General features: G+C 56.9%; 19 protein-coding genes. 12 read left to right on the top strand and 7 right to left on the bottom strand.

Translation table 11 applies throughout. The annotated features are described in order from the left end of the window. Window positions 1-5 precede the first annotated feature (5 nt). From pqqB to HY010_07395, 7 genes are all read left to right on the top strand, one after another. On the top strand, window positions 6-920 hold the full coding sequence (gene pqqB / locus HY010_07365) for a pyrroloquinoline quinone biosynthesis protein PqqB (protein MBI3475535.1): 915 nt from the start codon (window positions 6-8) through the stop codon (window positions 918-920). Further along, the gene (gene pqqC, locus HY010_07370; GenBank protein MBI3475536.1) at window positions 902-1,675 is read left to right on the top strand and encodes a pyrroloquinoline-quinone synthase PqqC; all 774 of its coding nucleotides are present in this window, start codon (window positions 902-904) and stop codon (window positions 1,673-1,675) included. Before pqqB ends, pqqC begins: the two co-directional genes overlap by 19 nt. Further along, window positions 1,675-1,947, top strand: coding sequence for a pyrroloquinoline quinone biosynthesis peptide chaperone PqqD (gene pqqD / locus HY010_07375; protein ID MBI3475537.1), 273 nt, complete (start codon window positions 1,675-1,677; stop codon window positions 1,945-1,947). The genes pqqC and pqqD overlap by 1 nt, the downstream gene beginning before the upstream one ends. After that, entirely contained in the window at window positions 1,947-3,050 is a 1,104-nt protein-coding gene (pqqE, locus tag HY010_07380) for a pyrroloquinoline quinone biosynthesis protein PqqE (protein ID MBI3475538.1), read from the top strand. Before pqqD ends, pqqE begins: the two co-directional genes overlap by 1 nt. A 137-nt stretch (window positions 3,051-3,187) precedes the next feature. Continuing rightward, window positions 3,188-3,640, top strand: coding sequence for a transcriptional repressor (locus HY010_07385; protein MBI3475539.1), 453 nt, complete (start codon window positions 3,188-3,190; stop codon window positions 3,638-3,640). A gap of 94 nt (window positions 3,641-3,734) precedes the next feature. Beyond that, window positions 3,735-4,070: a hypothetical protein gene (locus HY010_07390; GenBank protein MBI3475540.1), complete on the top strand. Its 336-nt coding sequence runs from the start codon at window positions 3,735-3,737 to the stop codon at window positions 4,068-4,070. Between the two features lie 307 nt (window positions 4,071-4,377). Continuing rightward, entirely contained in the window at window positions 4,378-5,376 is a 999-nt protein-coding gene (locus HY010_07395; GenBank protein MBI3475541.1) for a ketoacyl-ACP synthase III, read from the top strand. A 121-nt stretch (window positions 5,377-5,497) separates the two neighbouring features. Here the strand turns inward: HY010_07395 and purQ are convergent, their stop codons facing one another. The 6 genes from purQ to HY010_07425 form a co-directional block, all read right to left on the bottom strand. Continuing rightward, window positions 5,498-6,193: a phosphoribosylformylglycinamidine synthase subunit PurQ gene (gene purQ, locus HY010_07400; GenBank protein ID MBI3475542.1), complete on the bottom strand. Its 696-nt coding sequence runs from the start codon at window positions 6,191-6,193 to the stop codon at window positions 5,498-5,500. Window positions 6,194-6,355: 162 nt separating this feature from the next. Then, window positions 6,356-7,108 carry a triose-phosphate isomerase gene (locus tag HY010_07405; GenBank protein ID MBI3475543.1) on the bottom strand — a complete coding sequence of 251 codons (753 nt, stop codon included), beginning with the start codon at window positions 7,106-7,108 and terminating at the stop codon, window positions 6,356-6,358. Beyond that, window positions 7,101-7,700, bottom strand: coding sequence for a macro domain-containing protein (locus tag HY010_07410; protein MBI3475544.1), 600 nt, complete (start codon window positions 7,698-7,700; stop codon window positions 7,101-7,103). The genes HY010_07405 and HY010_07410 overlap by 8 nt, the downstream gene beginning before the upstream one ends. Before the next feature lie 173 nt (window positions 7,701-7,873). Then, window positions 7,874-9,085 (bottom strand): phosphoglycerate kinase, encoded by a 1,212-nt coding sequence (locus HY010_07415; GenBank protein ID MBI3475545.1) that lies wholly within the window; start codon window positions 9,083-9,085, stop codon window positions 7,874-7,876. Window positions 9,086-9,264: 179 nt separating this feature from the next. Next, window positions 9,265-10,275: a type I glyceraldehyde-3-phosphate dehydrogenase gene (gene gap, locus HY010_07420; GenBank protein ID MBI3475546.1), complete on the bottom strand. Its 1,011-nt coding sequence runs from the start codon at window positions 10,273-10,275 to the stop codon at window positions 9,265-9,267. Window positions 10,276-10,416: 141 nt separating this feature from the next. Continuing rightward, the gene (locus HY010_07425) at window positions 10,417-10,785 is read right to left on the bottom strand and encodes a PPOX class F420-dependent oxidoreductase (GenBank protein ID MBI3475547.1); all 369 of its coding nucleotides are present in this window, start codon (window positions 10,783-10,785) and stop codon (window positions 10,417-10,419) included. Window positions 10,786-10,895: 110 nt separating this feature from the next. On the opposite strand from HY010_07425, the gene HY010_07430 reads away from it, so the two are divergent. Then, window positions 10,896-12,299, top strand: a complete 1,404-nt coding sequence (locus HY010_07430) for a TonB family protein (protein ID MBI3475548.1) — start codon at window positions 10,896-10,898, stop codon at window positions 12,297-12,299. 141 nt (window positions 12,300-12,440) lie between these two features. Here HY010_07430 and HY010_07435 read toward each other — a convergent pair whose 3' ends face one another. Beyond that, the gene (locus HY010_07435; GenBank protein MBI3475549.1) at window positions 12,441-13,475 is read right to left on the bottom strand and encodes a response regulator transcription factor; all 1,035 of its coding nucleotides are present in this window, start codon (window positions 13,473-13,475) and stop codon (window positions 12,441-12,443) included. 694 nt (window positions 13,476-14,169) lie between these two features. On the opposite strand from HY010_07435, the gene HY010_07440 reads away from it, so the two are divergent. The 4 genes from HY010_07440 to HY010_07455 are packed head-to-tail and all read left to right on the top strand — an operon-like array spanning window position 14,170 to window position 17,965. Further along, window positions 14,170-14,721: a UpxY family transcription antiterminator gene (locus tag HY010_07440; protein MBI3475550.1), complete on the top strand. Its 552-nt coding sequence runs from the start codon at window positions 14,170-14,172 to the stop codon at window positions 14,719-14,721. A 36-nt stretch (window positions 14,722-14,757) separates the two neighbouring features. After that, complete coding sequence (locus tag HY010_07445) at window positions 14,758-15,840, top strand: sigma-54-dependent Fis family transcriptional regulator (GenBank protein MBI3475551.1); 1,083 nt, start codon at window positions 14,758-14,760, stop codon at window positions 15,838-15,840. A gap of 43 nt (window positions 15,841-15,883) precedes the next feature. Then, on the top strand, window positions 15,884-16,522 hold the full coding sequence (locus HY010_07450; GenBank protein ID MBI3475552.1) for a polysaccharide biosynthesis/export family protein: 639 nt from the start codon (window positions 15,884-15,886) through the stop codon (window positions 16,520-16,522). A 9-nt stretch (window positions 16,523-16,531) separates the two neighbouring features. Beyond that, window positions 16,532-17,965 (top strand): hypothetical protein, encoded by a 1,434-nt coding sequence (locus tag HY010_07455; GenBank protein ID MBI3475553.1) that lies wholly within the window; start codon window positions 16,532-16,534, stop codon window positions 17,963-17,965. The last annotated feature ends 1 nt before the right edge of the window (window position 17,966 follow it).

Below are 17,966 nucleotides of genomic sequence, written 5' to 3' on the forward strand. Positions count from 1 at the left end.
AATTGATGCAGGTCAAAATCCTCGGCTCTGCTGCCGGAGGAGCATTCCCCCAATGGAATTGTGCTTGCCCGAATTGCCATGCCGTGCGCGGCGGGCAGTTCCAGGGTAAGCCTCGTTCGCAGACGCAGGTCGCGGTCAGCGCCGATGGGGAATCATGGTTTCTGCTCGGTGCGTCTCCCGACCTGCGATCGCAAATCGAATCCACTCCAGAACTGCATCCTCGTTCCGGCACGCGTAGTTCTCCGATTCGCGGTGTCGTACTGGCCAGCGCCGATCTGGATCACGTTCTTGGATTGTTGCTGATGCGGGAACTCCAGCCTTATCCGGTGTACGCTGCCGAGCCTGTGATCAGGATTTTGCGCGACAACAGCATGTTCCGGATGCTGAACCGCGTTCCGAATCAAGTGCAGTGGCAGCCCATTCGCGCGCAGGAGAGTTTCAAGCTGGACTCGCCCACTGCGAAAGGTGGCGGCATCAGTTGCGAGGCCGTAGCGGTATCTTCGCACTATCCAGCGTATGCGAGCGGCATGCAGGCATCGGACGAGGCGATTCTAGGACTCATCCTGAAGTCGACATCGGGCGGCACGCTTGGGTTTTTCCCACAACTGGCGGAGCTTACGCCGGAATTGATGAGCGTATTTGCCAAACTTGATTGCCTCCTGCTCGACGGAACGTTCTGGAGCGAGGACGAGTTGATCCGGTTACAAGGGTCCACTCAACGCGCTGCCGACATGGGACACATCCCAGTCGGTGGAGAGAATGGTACTTTGCAGCGGCTTGCGGACCTGAATACGCCGCGGAAAATGTATATTCACATTAACAACACCAATCCCATGCTCAATGAATCGGGCGCGGAATATCGCGCGGTCCGCGAGGCGGGATGGGAACTGGCGGAAGACGGATGCCACTTCACACTGTGAACGCGGACGACGAAAAGCTGCTTTCGATGGATGAACTGCGCGCGGCCTTGCGCAAGGTCGGTGAAGAACGCTATCACCACCAGCATCCATTTCATCTTCTGATGCACGAAGGCAAGCTGAGCCGAGGCCAGTTGCAGGCCTGGGCGCTCAACCGCTACTACTATCAAAATATTATTCCGATCAAGGACGCGATCATCCTCTCGCGCAGCGACGATTCCGAATTTCGCCGGGCATGGCGCAAGCGCATCGTCGATCACGACGGCGATGCGAATTCCGGCGTCCGGGAAAAAGACGGCGGCATTCAGCGCTGGATCAAGTTGGCGGAAGCCACCGGCTTGGATCCGGCCCGTGTCATCAGTAAGGAAGGAATTCTGCCGGCGACGCGATACGCGGTGAATGAATATCTCAACATCGTGCGTACTCGATCGCTATTGGAAGCAGTAGCGTCGTCGCTGACGGAGCTGTTTTCGCGTGATCTGATCTCGCTCCGCATGGATCGTCTCCGGCTGCATTATCCGTGGCTATCGGGTGGACTCGATTATTTCCAGGCTCGGCTGACGCAAGCCCCCGAAGACGCGGCTTTTGCCATCCAGTATGTTTACGAGCACGCAAAGACGCGCAGCGAGCAAGAGAAAGCGATTCAGGCATTGCGCGACAAGTGCGACATCTTGTGGGCTCAGCTCGACGCGCTCTATTTCGCCTATGTGCAGCCGGGATGGCCGCCGCCGGGCGCATTCAGGATTGAGAAACAATAATGCAGATTGCCGAAACCAGTAAGCCGGTTCTTGCCGTCGGGTGCAAATGGGGTGGGACTGAAGAAGCGCCGTTGGTCCTCTATCCCGAGGGCGCAATGAAGGTGCACGGCACCAGCCTCGCGATCCTCGCGTTGTGTGACGGCCAGCGGACCTTCGTGGACGTGGTTGAAGAATTGCAGCGCCAGTATTTTGGCGCCGACCCGAAGCGCATACGAGAAGATGCCACCAAGTTTCTGGAACAAATGCACGACAAGCGCATCGTGGACTTTTGATGCTCTCGAATCCGCTCGCCCTCATCGCCGAGGTCACCCACCGCTGTCCTCTGCACTGCGTGTACTGTTCCAACCCGCTGGAATTGGCTGCAGCAAGTTCGGAACTGAAAACCGAAGACTGGCTGCGCGTGTTCGCCGAGGCCGCCCAGATGGGTGTACTGCATGTTCATCTGACCGGCGGCGAACCGCTGGCGCGTACCGATCTCGAGGAACTGGTTGCCGCTGCACATCAGCGCGGACTCTACATCAACCTGATCACCTCTGGTCTAGGGCTTTCACGAGACCGTCTGAAACGCTTGGTGGACGCTGGACTTGACCACATTCAACTGAGCTTTCAGGATTCCGAGCAGGAGCGCGCGGACTGGATCGCGGGTACCAAGTCGCACGCTCATAAGATTGAAGTCGCGGCATGGATCCGCGAGCATCGGGTGGCGTTCACTGCGAACTTGGTCGTGCATCGTCAGAATCTGGATCACCTTGAAGAAACAATTGCCTTCATTGAAACGCTGCGGCCTGGCCGGATCGAGATTGCTCACACGCAATACTACGGGTGGGCGCTGCAAAACCGCTCCTCCCTGATGCCAACCGCCGCGCAACTCGAGAACGCGCTCCGGGTCGTCGCAGCGGCGGAAGAGCGGCTGAAGGGAACGATTCGTATCGACAGCGTGATTCCTGACTACTTCGCGAAATTTCCCAAGGCATGCATGGGAGGATGGGGACAACGCTTGATCCTGATCGATCCTGCGGGGAAGGCGATGCCATGCCACGCGGCCGGCGTGATCCCCGGGATTGTTTTCGAAAACGTTCGCGACAATTCCTTGCAGGCAATCTGGAATGAGTCCTCAGCCTTTCAGCGCTTTCGTGGAGAGTCCTGGATGCAGGAGCCGTGCCGCAGTTGCGATCGCCGTACCGAAGATTTTGGCGGATGCCGTTGTCAGGCACTTTTACTGACCGGAGACGCTGCGGCTACGGACCCGGTATGTTCGCTCGCGCCAACGCATGACGTTGTATTGCGGACGATTGGCGATGCGCCGGCGGATATGATTTCGACCGCGAGCCTCGCCGAAAACTGGAAATATCGCCCGAATCCCGGTCGGGCGTAGCGGCTTTCATTGGCGCAATTGGTGCTCGCCCGTTTATTATGACTTCGAACCATGCCGCGGTACGTTTCGCGGGCGCATTCGAATCCGACATGTTGCAGAAAAGAATTGACGATCAGCCGAGTATCTCGCCAGAGAACATGCGCGAGGCCGAGGATATCTTTCTGCGCCATCTGCGCCGTGTCGGCCTGAAGCAGACCGAGCAGCGCGGCACGATTCTGCGCACGTTTCTGGAGACTCGCGAACATCTTTCTACCGATGAGCTTGCGCAGCTTGTGAAAAAGAAAGATGCGCACATCGGATTCACGACTGTCTATCGAACGCTCAAGCTGCTCGCCGACTGCGGATTGGCCAGCGAAGTGGCCTTTCACGATGGCATTGCGCGCTACGAACATCAATACAACCGGCGCAGTCATCACCACATGGTGTGCACCGAGTGCGGAGCGTCGGTGGAATTTTTCTCTCCTGAAGTAGGAGTGCTCGAACAGCAGGTTGGCCGCAAGCATCGCTACGTAACGACTCGACATACCTTCCAGATTTACGGCGTCTGTGAAGATTGCCGCAAGAAAAGCAATGGCCGGCGCCTCGTTTAATTCCCCTACATCCGCGCAATCCGAAGCACCGTGCCCACGCTGCGATGCGCCTGTACCTGCGAATGCGGCATTCTGCCCTGACTGCTCGCGCTCGATGCTGCCGCTTACGCCCGCAGAAAGGTTGGCCTCGGCGAGCGCCTATTTCACTCTGGTGCCTGCGGTTGTGTTGTTGTTCCTGCCGGTATTTCGAAAAAGCCGTTTTGTCCGCTTCCACGCATGGCAGAGCATCCTTCTCTGGGGAGTTTTTTTTATCGCCTCGATCACGGGAATCTTGATCTCGAACATCGCCGCTGCCGTCGCTCTCCTGCTGCTGGGAATCCTCGGATCGCTGGGGATGTTTTTCCTGTGGGCGGTTCTGTCTCTCAAGGCGTGGCAGGGAGAACGCTTTGAGTTGCCGTGGTTCGGATCGCTGGCGGAGCGATTGGGATAGCACTGGCCGCGAGTGACAGGTCACGGGGCGCGCAAGACCCATTTCCACCGCTGGAAATAGAACGAGAAATGAATTGCCATCCTGAGCGAAGCGAAGGACCTGCTGTTTTTTGCTAGCGAGGAAAGCAGGTCCTTCGCTTCGCTCAGGATGACAATCTATATATTGAACTCTCAAGCTGTTCTGGTGACATCCACGCCGGGTGACGTGAATCCTAACACCTGAGACCCGACACCTAACACCTGCTTCATAGACATTCCTCTCTCCATCGTTCAAAATAGTCGGTTCACTTATCATCCAGGAGACCTCATTGAGTCAGCTTCGCCGCGCGAAAATCAGCGCCCTCGGAACCTACGTTCCGCCTCGCCTTTTGACCAACGCCGACCTCGAGAAAATGGTCGATACCAACGATCAATGGATTCTCGAGCGTACCGGAATTCGGGAACGCCACCTCGTCGACAAGGGAGTCGCCACCAGCGATTTGGCCACGGAAGCGGCCAAGAGAGCCCTGGCGGAACGTGGCATTGCAGCTTCCGACCTCGACGCGATTATGGTTGCGACCGTCACTCCCGACATGTTTTTCCCGTCCACGGCCTGCCTGGTGCAAAACAAGCTGGGCGCGAAAAACGTCTGGGGATTCGATCTGTCGGCGGCGTGTTCGGCATTCGTCTACACGCTGCAAACCGGAGCGCAGTTCATCGCTACTGGAGCGCACGACAAAGTTCTAGTCATTGGCGCGGACGTCATGTCCTCGATCATTGACTACACCGACCGCGCCACCTGTGTGATCTTCGGGGACGGTGCCGGCGCAGTTCTTCTGGAACCTGCCACCGACGATTCGCTAGGCATCATTGATTTCGCCCATGAGGTGGATGGTTCAGGTGCGGCGTCACTCTACATGCCGGGCGGCGGAAGCCTGAACCCGTCAACCCATGACACCATCGACAAGAAGATGCACTTCGTACATCAGGACGGCGGCGCTGTTTTCAAATTCGCGGTGCGAAAGATGTCAGATTTGTGTGACCAGCTTCTGACGCGGAATAATCTGAAAGGCAGTGATATCGACGTCTTCATACCCCACCAGGCCAACCAGCGCATCATCCAGGCAACCGCGGATCGCCTGAAGATGCGTCCCGAGAGCGTCATCATCAATATCGACCGTTATGGGAACACTACGGCCGGGACGATCCCGCTGGCGATGGCGACGGCGCGCGAGGAAGGGAAGCTTAAGAAGGGAAGCCTGGTGCTGTTGGCATCCGTGGGAGCCGGATTCACCGTGGGTGCGACGTTGCTGCGGTGGGCCTACTAGAGCAGTTCTTAGTTCCCGGTTCTCAGAAAACTACACTTCACACGGTGAGCTGATTATCGACTCGTAGTTTCCAAAAATTGGATGCTGGTTCTGCTGAGAACTGAGAACCAGGAACTGAGAACTATTTTTCCGCCATCGCGCCGACCAGCGACTCAAAAATCCTGACGCCATCGGTACAGCCCAGTTCCGGTTCGGCGGCGCGTTCCGGGTGCGGCATCATGCCGAGTACGTTTCGTCCAGGGCTGCAAATGCCGGCAATATTTTCCAACGATCCGTTCGGATTCGCTTCGGCGGTAACCTCGCCTGCTTCATTTGTGTATCGAAACACGATGCGCTGGTCGCGCTTGAGTTCCGCGAGCGTCGCTTCGTCACAGAAATAGTTACCCTCCATGTGGCCGATCGGGATCGTGAGAACCTCGCCTTTCTGACAGTTCTGTGTAAAGGGTGTCTGGTTGTTTTCAACCCGCACATGAACGGGCTTGCAGACATACTTCAGTCCAACATTGCGCATGAGGGCGCCCGGCAGCAGTCCAGATTCGCAAAGAATCTGAAAGCCGTTGCAGATTCCCAGCACCAGGCCGCCGCGGTCGGCAAACTTGCGGACTGATTCCATGACCGGCGAAAATTTCGCGATCGCTCCCGTACGCAGGTAGTCTCCAAACGCGAAACCGCCGGGAACAATGATGACATCGCAATTCTGGAGATCATGCGACTCGTGCCACAGGAATGTTGCCTTTTGCTTGGCGACATGTGTGGCAGTCCAGTGAGCATCGTTATCGCAATTCGATCCGGGAAAGATGATGACACCGAATTTCATGGGACTCCTCGGGGTCAGGATAACATGCGAGGTTTGTGGATCCAGTTTCCGGTTGCTAGTTTCTCGTTTCTCGTTTCCAGTTCCTCGCTCGATGGAAGGGAAAGCCTCTCCGCACACCAAGCACGAAACAAGAAACTGGAAACAAGAAACCGGAAACTGTTTCTAGTACTTGACGATTGCCGCAAACGATTTCGGATCGAGCGAAGCTCCGCCCACCAGCGCGCCGTCAATTTCCTCCTGCGACATCAATGAGGTCGCGTTTTCGGGCTTGACTGATCCGCCGTAGAGAATGCGTAGTCCGTCCGCAAGTTCCTGGCCGAGCGCTTTGGCGGCTTCAACGCGAATGATGGCGTGTGCGTCGGCGGCCATCTGTGGCGTAGCAGTCTTGCCGGTACCGATTGCCCATACGGGTTCGTAGGCGACGACGAGTTTGTGAGCCTTCTTGGCGGAGATGGCGTGGAAAGCGCGCAGGCACTGGCGGCGTAGCACGTCGTCGGTGAGTCCAGCTTCGCGTTCTTCGAGCACTTCACCGACGCAGACAATCGGCGTGAGTCCGGCTTCGAGCGCGGACTTGAGTTTCAGGTTCACCGTATCATCCGTCTCGCCAAAATGCTGGCGGCGCTCAGAGTGGCCGATGATCACGTGGGTCAGGCCCACGGCAACGAGCATCGCGGCGTTGACCTCGCCGGTGAATGCCCCTTCTTTTTCCCAATACAAGTCCTGTGCGCCGACGGCGATGTTCGAGCCCTTGGCGCAGTTGATTCCGGCATCGACCGCGAGGAACGTTGGGCAGACGACGATTTCATCGCGAGTGTGGTCTTTGACCAAAGGCAGAAAGTCGCGAAAGAAGTCGCGAGCCTGGTCAGGGGTTTTGTACATCTTCCAGTTGGCGGCAATTAGTTTTTTTCTAGGCATGAAGGATTCCAATTCCAATTTCGTAAGATTTACCAGATTCGGGATGATGCTGTGCGAGTGCGGTATGTGCAAATATATCGAGAGTGGCCCTGTCATACAGGACGACAGAGACCATTACGAGGTGCTGTGTTGTCGGGAGTGTCCGCAGAATGGTGGGGACCGCGACCCACGCTGCCTGCTCTACGGGGTAGCCAAAAATCCCAGTCGAGATTGCGGGAAAGGCGATGCTGTGGAGCTTGAGTTCGTCTGCAATCCGCATGCTCTCGCGGTAACAGCTGGCGAGAAGTTTCGGTTCGCCACGAGTGCCCCCGCTCCAGATTGGCCCGACCGCGTGAATGACGATCTTCGCGGGCAGGTCTCCTGCGCTGGTGGCTACGGCTTGCCCTGTCGGGATCGAACCGCGATCCGCAATGATGCGCCGACAATCGTCGGCAATGGCTGGACCGGCACCTCTAAAAATCGCGCCGCAAACGCCTCCACCAGGAGTCAGGTGATCATTGGCCGCGTTCACGATGGCGTCGGCGCCGTACTTGGTGAGATCTCCGTGCAGCAATCGCAGTTCGCCAGGGTCGCCCGTCTTCACAGTAAGAATGTAGTTCTCTGATGGAAGTTGACCTGGGCGATACTGATCCACTCGCGAATCCTCACCAGCCCCGGAAGGGGCAACTAGCTCCGCCGGAATTGCGGCATCGCTCAAGCGATACCCTGATACGAAACTGCGTTTCTCAGTCACCGGACCGCGCACGACAATGGACTCGCCACCGTCTATTTCTTGTCCGTCAGCGCTTCGACGCCTGGCAACTTCTTGCCTTCCAGGAATTCGAGCGACGCGCCGCCGCCGGTCGAAATGTGGGTAATCTTGTCGGCGACTCCGGCTGCGTTCACGGCGGCTACAGAATCTCCGCCACCCACAATCGAGATTGCTCCGGGATTCTCGGCAATCGCATGGGCGATTTTGAAAGTGCCTTTCGAGAACGACGGCAATTCGAATACTCCCATCGGGCCATTCCACACGATCGTCCGGGCTCGAGAAACTTCTTCCGAGAACGCTTCGATGGTTTGTGGGCCGATATCCAGCGCCATCATGTTGGCGGGGATCGGTTCGCCGGCGTTCACAACTTTCGGAACCGCAGTAGCATCGACGCGGTCGGCGATCACGTGATCGGTGGGGAGAAGAAATTTGAGCTTGTGCGTCTTTGCCTGCTGGAGGAGGTCCCCGGCGAGGCCAATCTTGTCTTCTTCGACCAGGGATTTGCCGACTGGCTCCCCTTGTGCTTTCAGGAAGGTATAAGCCATGCCTCCACCGATGATCAGCGAATCCACTTTGCTGAGCAGGTTCTGGATGACGCCGATCTTGTCACTGACCTTGGCGCCCCCGAGGATTGCGACAAATGGCCGCTCGGGATTCTGAAGGGCGCGGCCCATGTACTCCAGTTCCTTTTCCATCAGCAGGCCGGCAGCAGATTTCTGGACGAATTTGGTAATCCCAACCGTGGAAGCGTGGGCGCGGTGCGCGGTGCCGAACGCGTCGTTTACGTAGAAGTCCGCCAATTTTGCCAGCAGCTTCGAGAATGCTTCGTCGTTCTTTTCTTCTTCGGCGTGGAAGCGCAGGTTTTCGAGTAAAAGGGTCTGGCCTTTTTCGAGCTTTAACGCCATCTCCTCGGCTTCGGGGCCGACGCACTCGGGGCAGAATCCGACATTTTCACCGCGAGCGAGGTCGCGGTCGAGCATCATACGCAGCCGTTCGGCGACCGGCTTCAAACTCATTTTCGGATTCGGCTTGCCCTTCGGACGTCCGAGGTGCGAAGCGAGAATCAGGCGCGCACCGTGACGCAGCGCGTACTCGATAGTAGGCAGTGTTTCGCGGATGCGGGTGTCGTCCATGACGCGCCCATCTTCGAGCGGAACGTTGAAGTCGACGCGCATGAAGATGCGGTGATCGTTGAGAGGCAGATCGCGAATAGAAAGTTTGGACATGGGAGATTCGTCCTTGGTCGTTTGTCGTTGGATGTCCGTCCTTCGCTATTCGCTGTTCGCCGTTCGCCCTGTCGCGTTTGCGAGTGCGCCAATGCTCGAATTCTTAAGGCTACACTCACGCGTACTGCGAAGGACGAACGACGAACGGCCATCGACTCAAATAGCGAACGACGGTTAACTTACAGGCCCTTGGCCGCCATGTAGTTGATCAGGTCATGGACGCGGCAGGAGTATCCCCACTCGTTGTCGTACCACGCGATCACCTTCAGGCAGTTGCCGCCGACCACGAGGGTCGAAGGCGCGTCCACGATGGAAGAACGGGCATCGCCTTTGAAGTCGGACGAAACCAGTTCGTTCGATTCGTAGCCGAGATAGCCCTTGAGCGAACCCGATTCCGAAGCTGCTTTCAAGGCCGCGTTGACTTCTTCCTTGGTGGTCTTCTTTTCGACGAACACAACCAGGTCGACGACGGAGACGTTTGGCGTGGGTACGCGCATCGAGAAACCGTCCAACTTGCCTGCCAGATCCGGAAGCACCAGTTTGAGCGCTTTGGCCGCACCGGTCGAGGTCGGGATCATATTGATCGCCGCTGCCCGGGCGCGCCGGAGATCTTTGTGCGGGAAGTCGAGGATCACCTGGTCATTGGTGTAGGAGTGGATAGTGGTCATCGTCCCGCTGACGATCTTGAAATGCTCGTGAAGCACCTTGGCGACGGGCGCCAGGCAGTTGGTAGTGCAGGACGCATTTGAAACGATGTGATGCTTGCCAGCGTCGTATTTTTCTTCGTTGACGCCCAGCACGACTGTGAAATCTTCGTTCTTCGCCGGTGCCGAAATGATGACCTTCTTGACCGATCCGCGCAGATGTTTCTTCGCCTCAGTGGCATCGGTGAACCGGCCGGTCGATTCCACCACTACCTGCGCGCCAACCGACTCCCAAGGCAGCGCGGCGGGATCCTTCTCTTTGAAAACCTTGATGACCTTTCCGTCGATCGAAATGCTGTCCGGGCCGGCCGTGATGGTGTGGGGCAGGTTCCCAAGGATCGAGTCGTACTTCAGCAAGTGCGCTAATGTCTTTGGATCGGTGAGATCGTTGACCGCCACAAAATCGAGATTCTTGTCTGCGAGCGAGGTTCGCAGCACATTGCGGCCGATACGCCCGAATCCATTAATTCCAACCTTCACAGCCATGTTGCCTCCGAAAAAAGAGTTTGATTGCGACAGAATAAATACTGAAAAATCGGTACGACTATTGATGTTAACAGGCCTTGTGACGCAGCGTAAACGTTCCGCGTCACAGAGGAACGTATCGTGGAGCACTTGGCCGCGATTTTATGCAGGTCCTGGAGTGATCTCCAGATAAGTGTCCGTGTTTCGCCACAGAAACGGGATTCGGGCCATGAAATATTTCGCGTTAATGAATTTTCGTGCGCGCGCAAATTCCGCTTCCCGCATGAATCGGACTCTCGCCGAAAATTCCGGGCCGGTGACCTTCCCGCGCATGGTAGAAGCAGCGATTCTTACCTCAGGATTGTTGCGAAGACGTTTTGCTTTTCCCGATTTGCCGCTGGTCATTACGAAGAGACGTCCATCCTCTTCGCCGAACCAGACCGGGGTGTAGACGGGAGTTCCGTTCTTGCGGAAGGTTGCCAGGCTGATGTAGCGTTGGCCACTAATCTCAGGGGGAATTGAAGGAGCCATGCCGATATTGTAAACATCAGAAGGGCAGCCTGCTCGTGAAGACGTCGATTGTCGAACAGAACGGGCTTACAATAAGCGGTCGGATAAGCAATACCGTGAAATAAACGTCCATGAGTGAGACTTGGAAACAGTGGGAAGGGCAGGTCGTGAACGGGGAGTTTCCCCTTTTGCGGTACCTGGGAGGCTCTCGCCATAGCGCCGTGTTTCTCACCGGACGAAAAACGGGTGATCCGCAGAAAGCAGCCATCAAGTTAATCCTGGCAGACCCGAGTAGCGCGGAGAATCAACTGAAGCGCTGGCAGCAGGCGGCGCAGTTGAACCATCCCAACCTGGTTCGTGTTTTTGAATTTGGACGTTGCGAGATTGAGAGCACCTTGCTCCTCTACGTCGTCATGGAAGCGGCGGAAGAAGATCTTTCACAGATTCTTCCGGAGCGCGCTCTAACAGCCGGGGAAGAGCGCCAGATGCTCCCATCCGTCCTCGATGCGCTGGCCTATCTGCATGGCAAAGGGATGGTGCATGGGCGATTGCGGCCATCCAACATTCTTGCGGCGGGAGACCAGGTAAAAGTGTCCGCCGACACGTTGCGCCCTTCGGGAGAACGGGTCGTTTCGCCGGACGGCTGGGGAGGATACGATCCGCCTGAGTCGTCGAGCGGAAGATTGACGCCGGCATCGGACGTCTGGTCGCTCGCGATCACGATCGTGCAGACATTGACGCAGCAACGTCCGCTGTGGCATCCCGCAGAACCGGCAGCTCCGTCGTTGCCGGAAAATACGCCCGCGCCCTTTGCGGAAACTGCAAGACACTGCCTGCAAGTCGATCCTCAACAGCGTTGGACGGTAGCGGAGATCACTGCTCGGTTGGCCGATGCTCCCTCGAAGCCCGCTGCCGCGGGATCACGATCGCAGCGAACTGCGGCCGAGAACAACGGGAAGACAAAGCCCCCTAAACGAAGTTACGCCTCGGCATTGATTGCGGCGGTGGCGGTGAGTGCAGTGATCGCGTTGGTCGTGCTGGTCGGCAACCGGCACAGCAGTTCGTCGCTTCCTGCGTCGCCAGTAGAAGGTGATTCTCAGCGGGCAACGCCGGCTAGTGCAGCTCTTCCTGAAACTCAATCGCCTCCAGCAGAAAATAAGCCCAGTGCGGTGGTCGGTTCCAAGAAATCCACTTCGCACGGAAGCGCCGATAAGCCGGTCACGAGTGCGGCGGGCAAGGGAACGGTATTAGAGCGCGTCATGCCGCGCGTGTCTCCAAGCGCCCGGCGCACGATCGAAGGCAGGATCAAGGTGGCGGTGCGAGTGGATGTGGATCCTTCTGGGAAAGTGACCGAAGCGAAGCTCGTTTCGCCGGGTCCAAGCCAGTATTTCGCGCGACTGGCATTAGAAGCGGCGCGGGAATGGAAGTTCTCTCCTGCACAGGTCCAGGGTCAGGCGGTCGCCAGCCAATGGAATTTGCGCTTTGGATTTCGGCGAAGCGGCACCGATGTCGATGCGAAGCCGATCGCTCCCTAGCAGGCTGCGGCAAAAGTCATTCCCGAGCGAAGGTCGCGGCCTCAGCGGCTAAAGCAGCATTCAAAGAGGAGGTGACCGTAGCGGTGAACCGCTGCGCCACCCAAAATCTAGATCGGGAGATAGACGAGGCAAGTGCCGTCTCTACGAACTCGGCAAAGCTTGTCGTTTGCGACGCACCTTCTCGATTCTGCCGGCATCAGCTTTGCTGCTGGCGTTCTTCTGCCATGCGTCGGCGCGCCGCTCGGCCTCGGATCGTTCCTCAGCGGACATCTGCGGCATGAGACTTGTCTTGGCATTCTCAATCTGCCTTCGCATGGCTGCTGTGTTTTCCTCGGACAGCAAGCACCACATATACGCAGCGATTCGGTCAGCAGGACTACCGTTCGTCCGACCGTAGTGTTCGGCCAATCGTAGTTGAGCCCAGGACTGTCCCGCCTCGGCTGCCTGGAGCAGCGCGGGGACGTCGTGGCCCTCCTCCTCTGAGGGACCCTGCTTGCGGGCCTGCGCACCGCTCATGGTGAGGTAGAGCAATTCAGTACGGCTGGAAACGCCCAACTTGTCGAAAATGCGGAATAGATAATTTTTTACTGTGTGGGGGCTCAGGCTGAGCGATTCCGCAATTTCGCGGTTGGTCATGCCTCCCGCCAGATACTGCACGACTTGGCGTTCGCGGGCCGAGAGGAGTTCGAGCCCCTTGTGGTTGGTCGCACGCACGAGCGGAGAGTTGGCGAGAGCTTCGAGAGCATGCTCGAGTTCGACGCTGCGTGCCCATATCTGACCTTCATGAACGCAGCGGATGCATTTGCAGAGGCTCTCCAGCTGTTCGTGCTTGGCAAAAATTCCTCTGGCGCCCGCGCGGAAACATTCCAACACGTCCGCGGGGCGCGACGAGTCGAGCAGCAGGATACCTTTGATCTGAGGCCGAAGGCCTCGAATTTCCCTCAGCACTTCGGTCCCCTGTCCGGGCTGATCGTCCAGGCTGTAGCTGATGATGGCAACATCGACCGGTACGCGCACGACGGCAGAGAGCAATTCCGCGGACGACAAGGCCGTGGCGACGACTTGTATCCCCTGGTCGCTCCGCATCGCCTCGGCAAGAAGCTGGGTGTGGATGCGAGTGCTGTCGGCGACGACGATGCTGATAAAGTCCGCGGCTCGCAGGTCTTGGGACGGCATCAGATCTCCTGAATCAATATTTCCGTGGAGCCGGCGCTGCTACTGACCAGGTTCCAGCAAAGGATGTTCGCCACCGAATGCAAACGCTCTTGGTATCGCAAATTCGAGGGGAGAGCAGCAGAAAGCGGCTAAGCAATAACCCTTAATTTGGCTTCCTGCTACTGCCCTGAGCGTACCATTGCGGGCAGCCATCTTCAAGAACTTGGTTTGCAACCTATGCAAATCGGTGCATAGTCGAACGATTCGACAATCTCATGTTGACACAATTTCGTAATGTCGCAAGTTATTGCCAACGAGAGTTCCTGTGTGAGGCTCGGAAATAGGGTTTTTATATTCACACAAAGTATTCATTATCAATGATATAAAGTGAATTTAGAGAATCTTCATCGGAGCAGCTAGCTCGGCCTCTACCACCCTCGTGTTAAGGTCTACCACTGATGTGCTAAATAGTATTATCTCTGATCTAAAATTCTCATGAATAAGAAATAAAGACCTAATTATGATAGAGATGTTTATCCACGGGATTTTATACCACTTGCACGGTATTGCAGGGGACTTTACCTTGAACCTGCGACCACGAAAGCCGAGCTGTAAAAGAACTCTCCCCCTGCGGTAACTCTCCCCTAAGAGAACCTGTACTTGCTGTGCATTTCATTCAGGCGGACCCATGCGATGGGACCCAGAGGGCGAAGCTTTGAGTAGTTCAAATCAGGGAGTAGCCAGCGCGTTGTCGCCCGCATCGGAAGGTGCGGCACTTTGCTGGTATGCGCTGCACACCCGCGCACGACACGAGAGAGTCGTCGAACATCGTCTCCGCGAGGAGGGTATGGAAACTTTCCTGCCCACGATTCGCGAGACGCATCGCTGGAGCGATCGCAAAAAAGTCGTCGATGTTCCTTTATTCAGTTGCTATGTGTTCGTCCGTTGCACCCTGAATGCGGATGATCGGACACGAGTGCATCGAGTGGACAGCGTTCTCGGATTTGTCGGAACGCGGGGCTCAGGTGTTCCGATTCCAGATGAGCAGATTGAAAACGTACGTGCGGTTCTTTCGCAGACGACCCCTTGCCGGACTCATCCTTTCCTGAAAGTGGGGCAGCGAGTGCGGGTATGTGGCGGCGCCATGGACGGCGTGGAGGGAGTGTTTCTCTCCGAAAATGGCGACCATAGCCTGGTCATCTCTGTGGACGTGATCCAGCGTTCCCTGGCCGTGCGGATCGACGGCTATCAAGTAAAACCTGTCTAAAGTCTTCAGTCTTCCAGAGTTGTCCTAGATTCCATCATGCATCAACCTGAAATCGAGCAGATCGGCGAAGAGCTGTACTTTGTCGCCGCGAGTCCCGCGACCCGCCGTTTGCGGACGCAGGCCGAACTGCTCTCCCAAACCGACGTTCCTGTGCTCATTACCGGCGAGGCCGGTAGCGGCAAGGCTACGGCTGCGCGGTTGATTCATTCGCTCTCCATTCGATCCAGTTTCCAGTTCACAAGAGTCAGCTGTGCTGCTCTCACTGCGGACATGCTGGAGAGTGAGTTGTTCGGATACGAACATTCAAATGGCAATGGACGTCTCGAATCGAAGCCTGGCAAGTTCGAACAGTGCGCCAAGGGAACGATCCTGCTGGAAGACTTCGAAGCCATGCCTGGTCCGGTCCAACTCCGGTTGTTGAAACTCCTCCAGACCAAAGAATTCGTACGCTCCGGCGGGCAGACTCCGATCCGGGTGGATGTGCGCATCATTGCGTCGACGGAAGGCAATCTCGATCAGGCCGTCGCCGAAAAGCGAGTGCAGGAAGAGCTTTACTATCACCTGAGCGCATTCGAACTGCACGTTCCCGCTTTGCGTGATCGTCGGGAAGAAGTCCCCTTGCTGCTGGGACATTTCATGAACCGTCTGACGCGCCGCTACGGAGTACCTGCCCCTCATTTTTCGGGTGCGCTGCTCGACGCCTGCCAGCACCACGCATGGCCAGGAAATCTTCGCGAACTGGAAGTCTTCGTCAAGCGCTTCCTGGTGTTCGGCGACGAAGCGGCTGCGGTCGAAGAGCTTAGTTCGCATTCCCAGTCCGCGAACGGCACTCCCAGTCACAACGGCATTGCTGTGATTCACAATCACGTCAAGACCGGAAATGGCAGCGGAGACGAGCAGTCGTCGCTGAAACTGCTGGTCAGGAATGCCAAGGGTGAGGCCGAACGCAGCGCAATTGCGCACGCACTCGAAGAGACTCACTGGAATCGCAAAGCTGCCGCCCGCCTGTTGAGCATCAGTTACCGGGCGCTGCTCTACAAGATCCAAGAGTACCGGCTTATTCCGCCGCATGATTCACAGCGGCTGCATCACTACAATGGATTTCGTGAAGCAAAGTAGTCCTGCCAGTTCGACACTGTCGATTGGCCGGGAGGCATCGCTCATGACCCTGAAACCGAATCCGTTTCGCGTCGTACTCACCTTCAGCCTGGTGCTGATGATTTCCGCCGCCGTTATGGCGCAATCGGATGCTGCGGCGCCAACTACACCGCCCGCAGCTGTGCAGGCTCCGGATAAAGACAAAGGCCACTCCGACGACGCCTATATGATCGGCGCCAATGATGTCCTCACGGTCAATGTCTGGAAAGAGCCGGACATCTCGCGGTCCGTGCCCGTGCGGTCGGATGGCAAGATCTCTCTACCCCTGGCCGGTGAGTTGCAGGCGAGCGGACAGACGCCCCATCAGCTTGAGCAAGAAATCACGAAGCGTCTGCAGAGCTATATTTCTGATCCCGAAGTGACGGTGATTGTCACCGAAAGCAAGAGCCAGAAGATCAATATTCTGGGAATGGTCTCGCGGCCGGGCACGTATCTGTTATCTGGCTCGACGACTGTTCTCGATGCGATTGCGATGACGGGCGGTTTCAAGGATTTTGCGAAGCAGAAAGCGATCTATATTCTGCGCTCGAATCCGGACGGCACGCAGAAGCGATTCCCGTTCAACTACAAAGAAGTGATCAAGGGAAAGAGCCTGGAGCAGAACATCCGACTGCTGCCGGGCGATACGGTCATCGTCCCGTAGGGGATGGCTATGAACATTCGACAAGTATCCATGTTGGCAGTGATGTTGTTGGGTAGTCAGGTCCTGACGCTCGGGCAGAACACGTCTCCACCGAACTCGGGCACCGACGATTCCCGATCGACGCCCGCTCCTGCGTTGACTGGAGTGATTGGAATCGACTCGCAGATCGGCGAAGAAGATACGAGCGGCAGCCTGCCCCAGATTCCGGCGATGCTGGGCGGACCGAGATTGTCGGTCGCTCTCAAGTCGGAATCGGAACGATCGAATTACCTGCGCGGCGGCCTCAACGTAGGCGCTAGCTACGACGACAATGCGTTACTGACTCCGCATGACGAACTCAGTAATACGACGTACTCGTTTTTCCCGAATATCAGCCTGGAGCAGGTTCATTCTCGCGTGCGCTGGACGCTGGGCTACGCGGCCGGATTGACGGTGAACCAGCGATTGTCGAGCCGCAACACGGGATCACATGGCTTGAATTTCGACTCGCAGTTCCGGTTGAGTCCGCATGTGAATCTGCGAGTTTCCGAAGAGTTTTCATTGACCAGCGGCTTCTTCAATCCAAGCGGCTCTGGCTTAGGAATTGGGAACGGTGGGCCGAACGCAAATCTGATTACGCCTTTGTCGCAACAGCGTTCATCTTCGACGGTGGTTGAAACCAACTACCATCTCGCGCTCAACGATATCGTCGGCGCGAGCGGGTCGTTCAACGATTTGCATTTCGGCGACGTCCCGACGGGTTTTGCGCTGGCCAACACGCGTACGGCCTCCGGTTCGGCATTCTGGCTGCATGGATTTGGGAGAGACTGGCTCGGCGTCGACTACCGCTTTGACCGCGTGACTTTTGATTCGAGCGGAGACAACAGCGGAGGCGAAACGCGCGTACACAGCATTTTGGCGGTCAACACGATTACTCTGCCGAATCACTTCACCCTGAGCGGATTCGCCGGCCCAGAGTACTCGCAGAACCAGGGCATTAATGCAGCGGGCGGGACGGGAAGTTCTCCTTCGAGCTTCAATGAATGGTCATTCTCCGGCGGCGTCGAAGCAGGCTGGCAAAAAGACCATACCGGCGTCGCCGTAGGCTACTCGCGACGAATTAACGACGGCGGCGGGGTACTTGGAGTTGTTCGTCTGCAGGGGGTCCATGCCGATATCCGGCAGCAGTTGTTGCCAGGTTGGGCTGTTTCCTTTGGCGCGAGTTACGGAAACAACAAATCGCTCACTATTCCTGTGGAGGGTAGTGCATCAAAGATCAATTCGGCATCGATCGGCATGGGATTGGAGCGCAACTTGGGTAAGAGCCTTGCCCTGCGAGTTGGTTATGCGCATGATTTTCAGGAGCAGTTTGGCGGCACGAATCTCAGCCAACAAGGGCCGGCACACCGCAACCGCTTTTCCGTTACGCTGGGATATCAGTGGTCCCGGCCTTTAGGACGTTAAC

This window comes from Acidobacteriota bacterium, assembly GCA_016196065.1.
In the GTDB taxonomy this organism is placed as follows: Bacteria; Acidobacteriota; Terriglobia; order Terriglobales; family Acidobacteriaceae; genus Acidiflorens.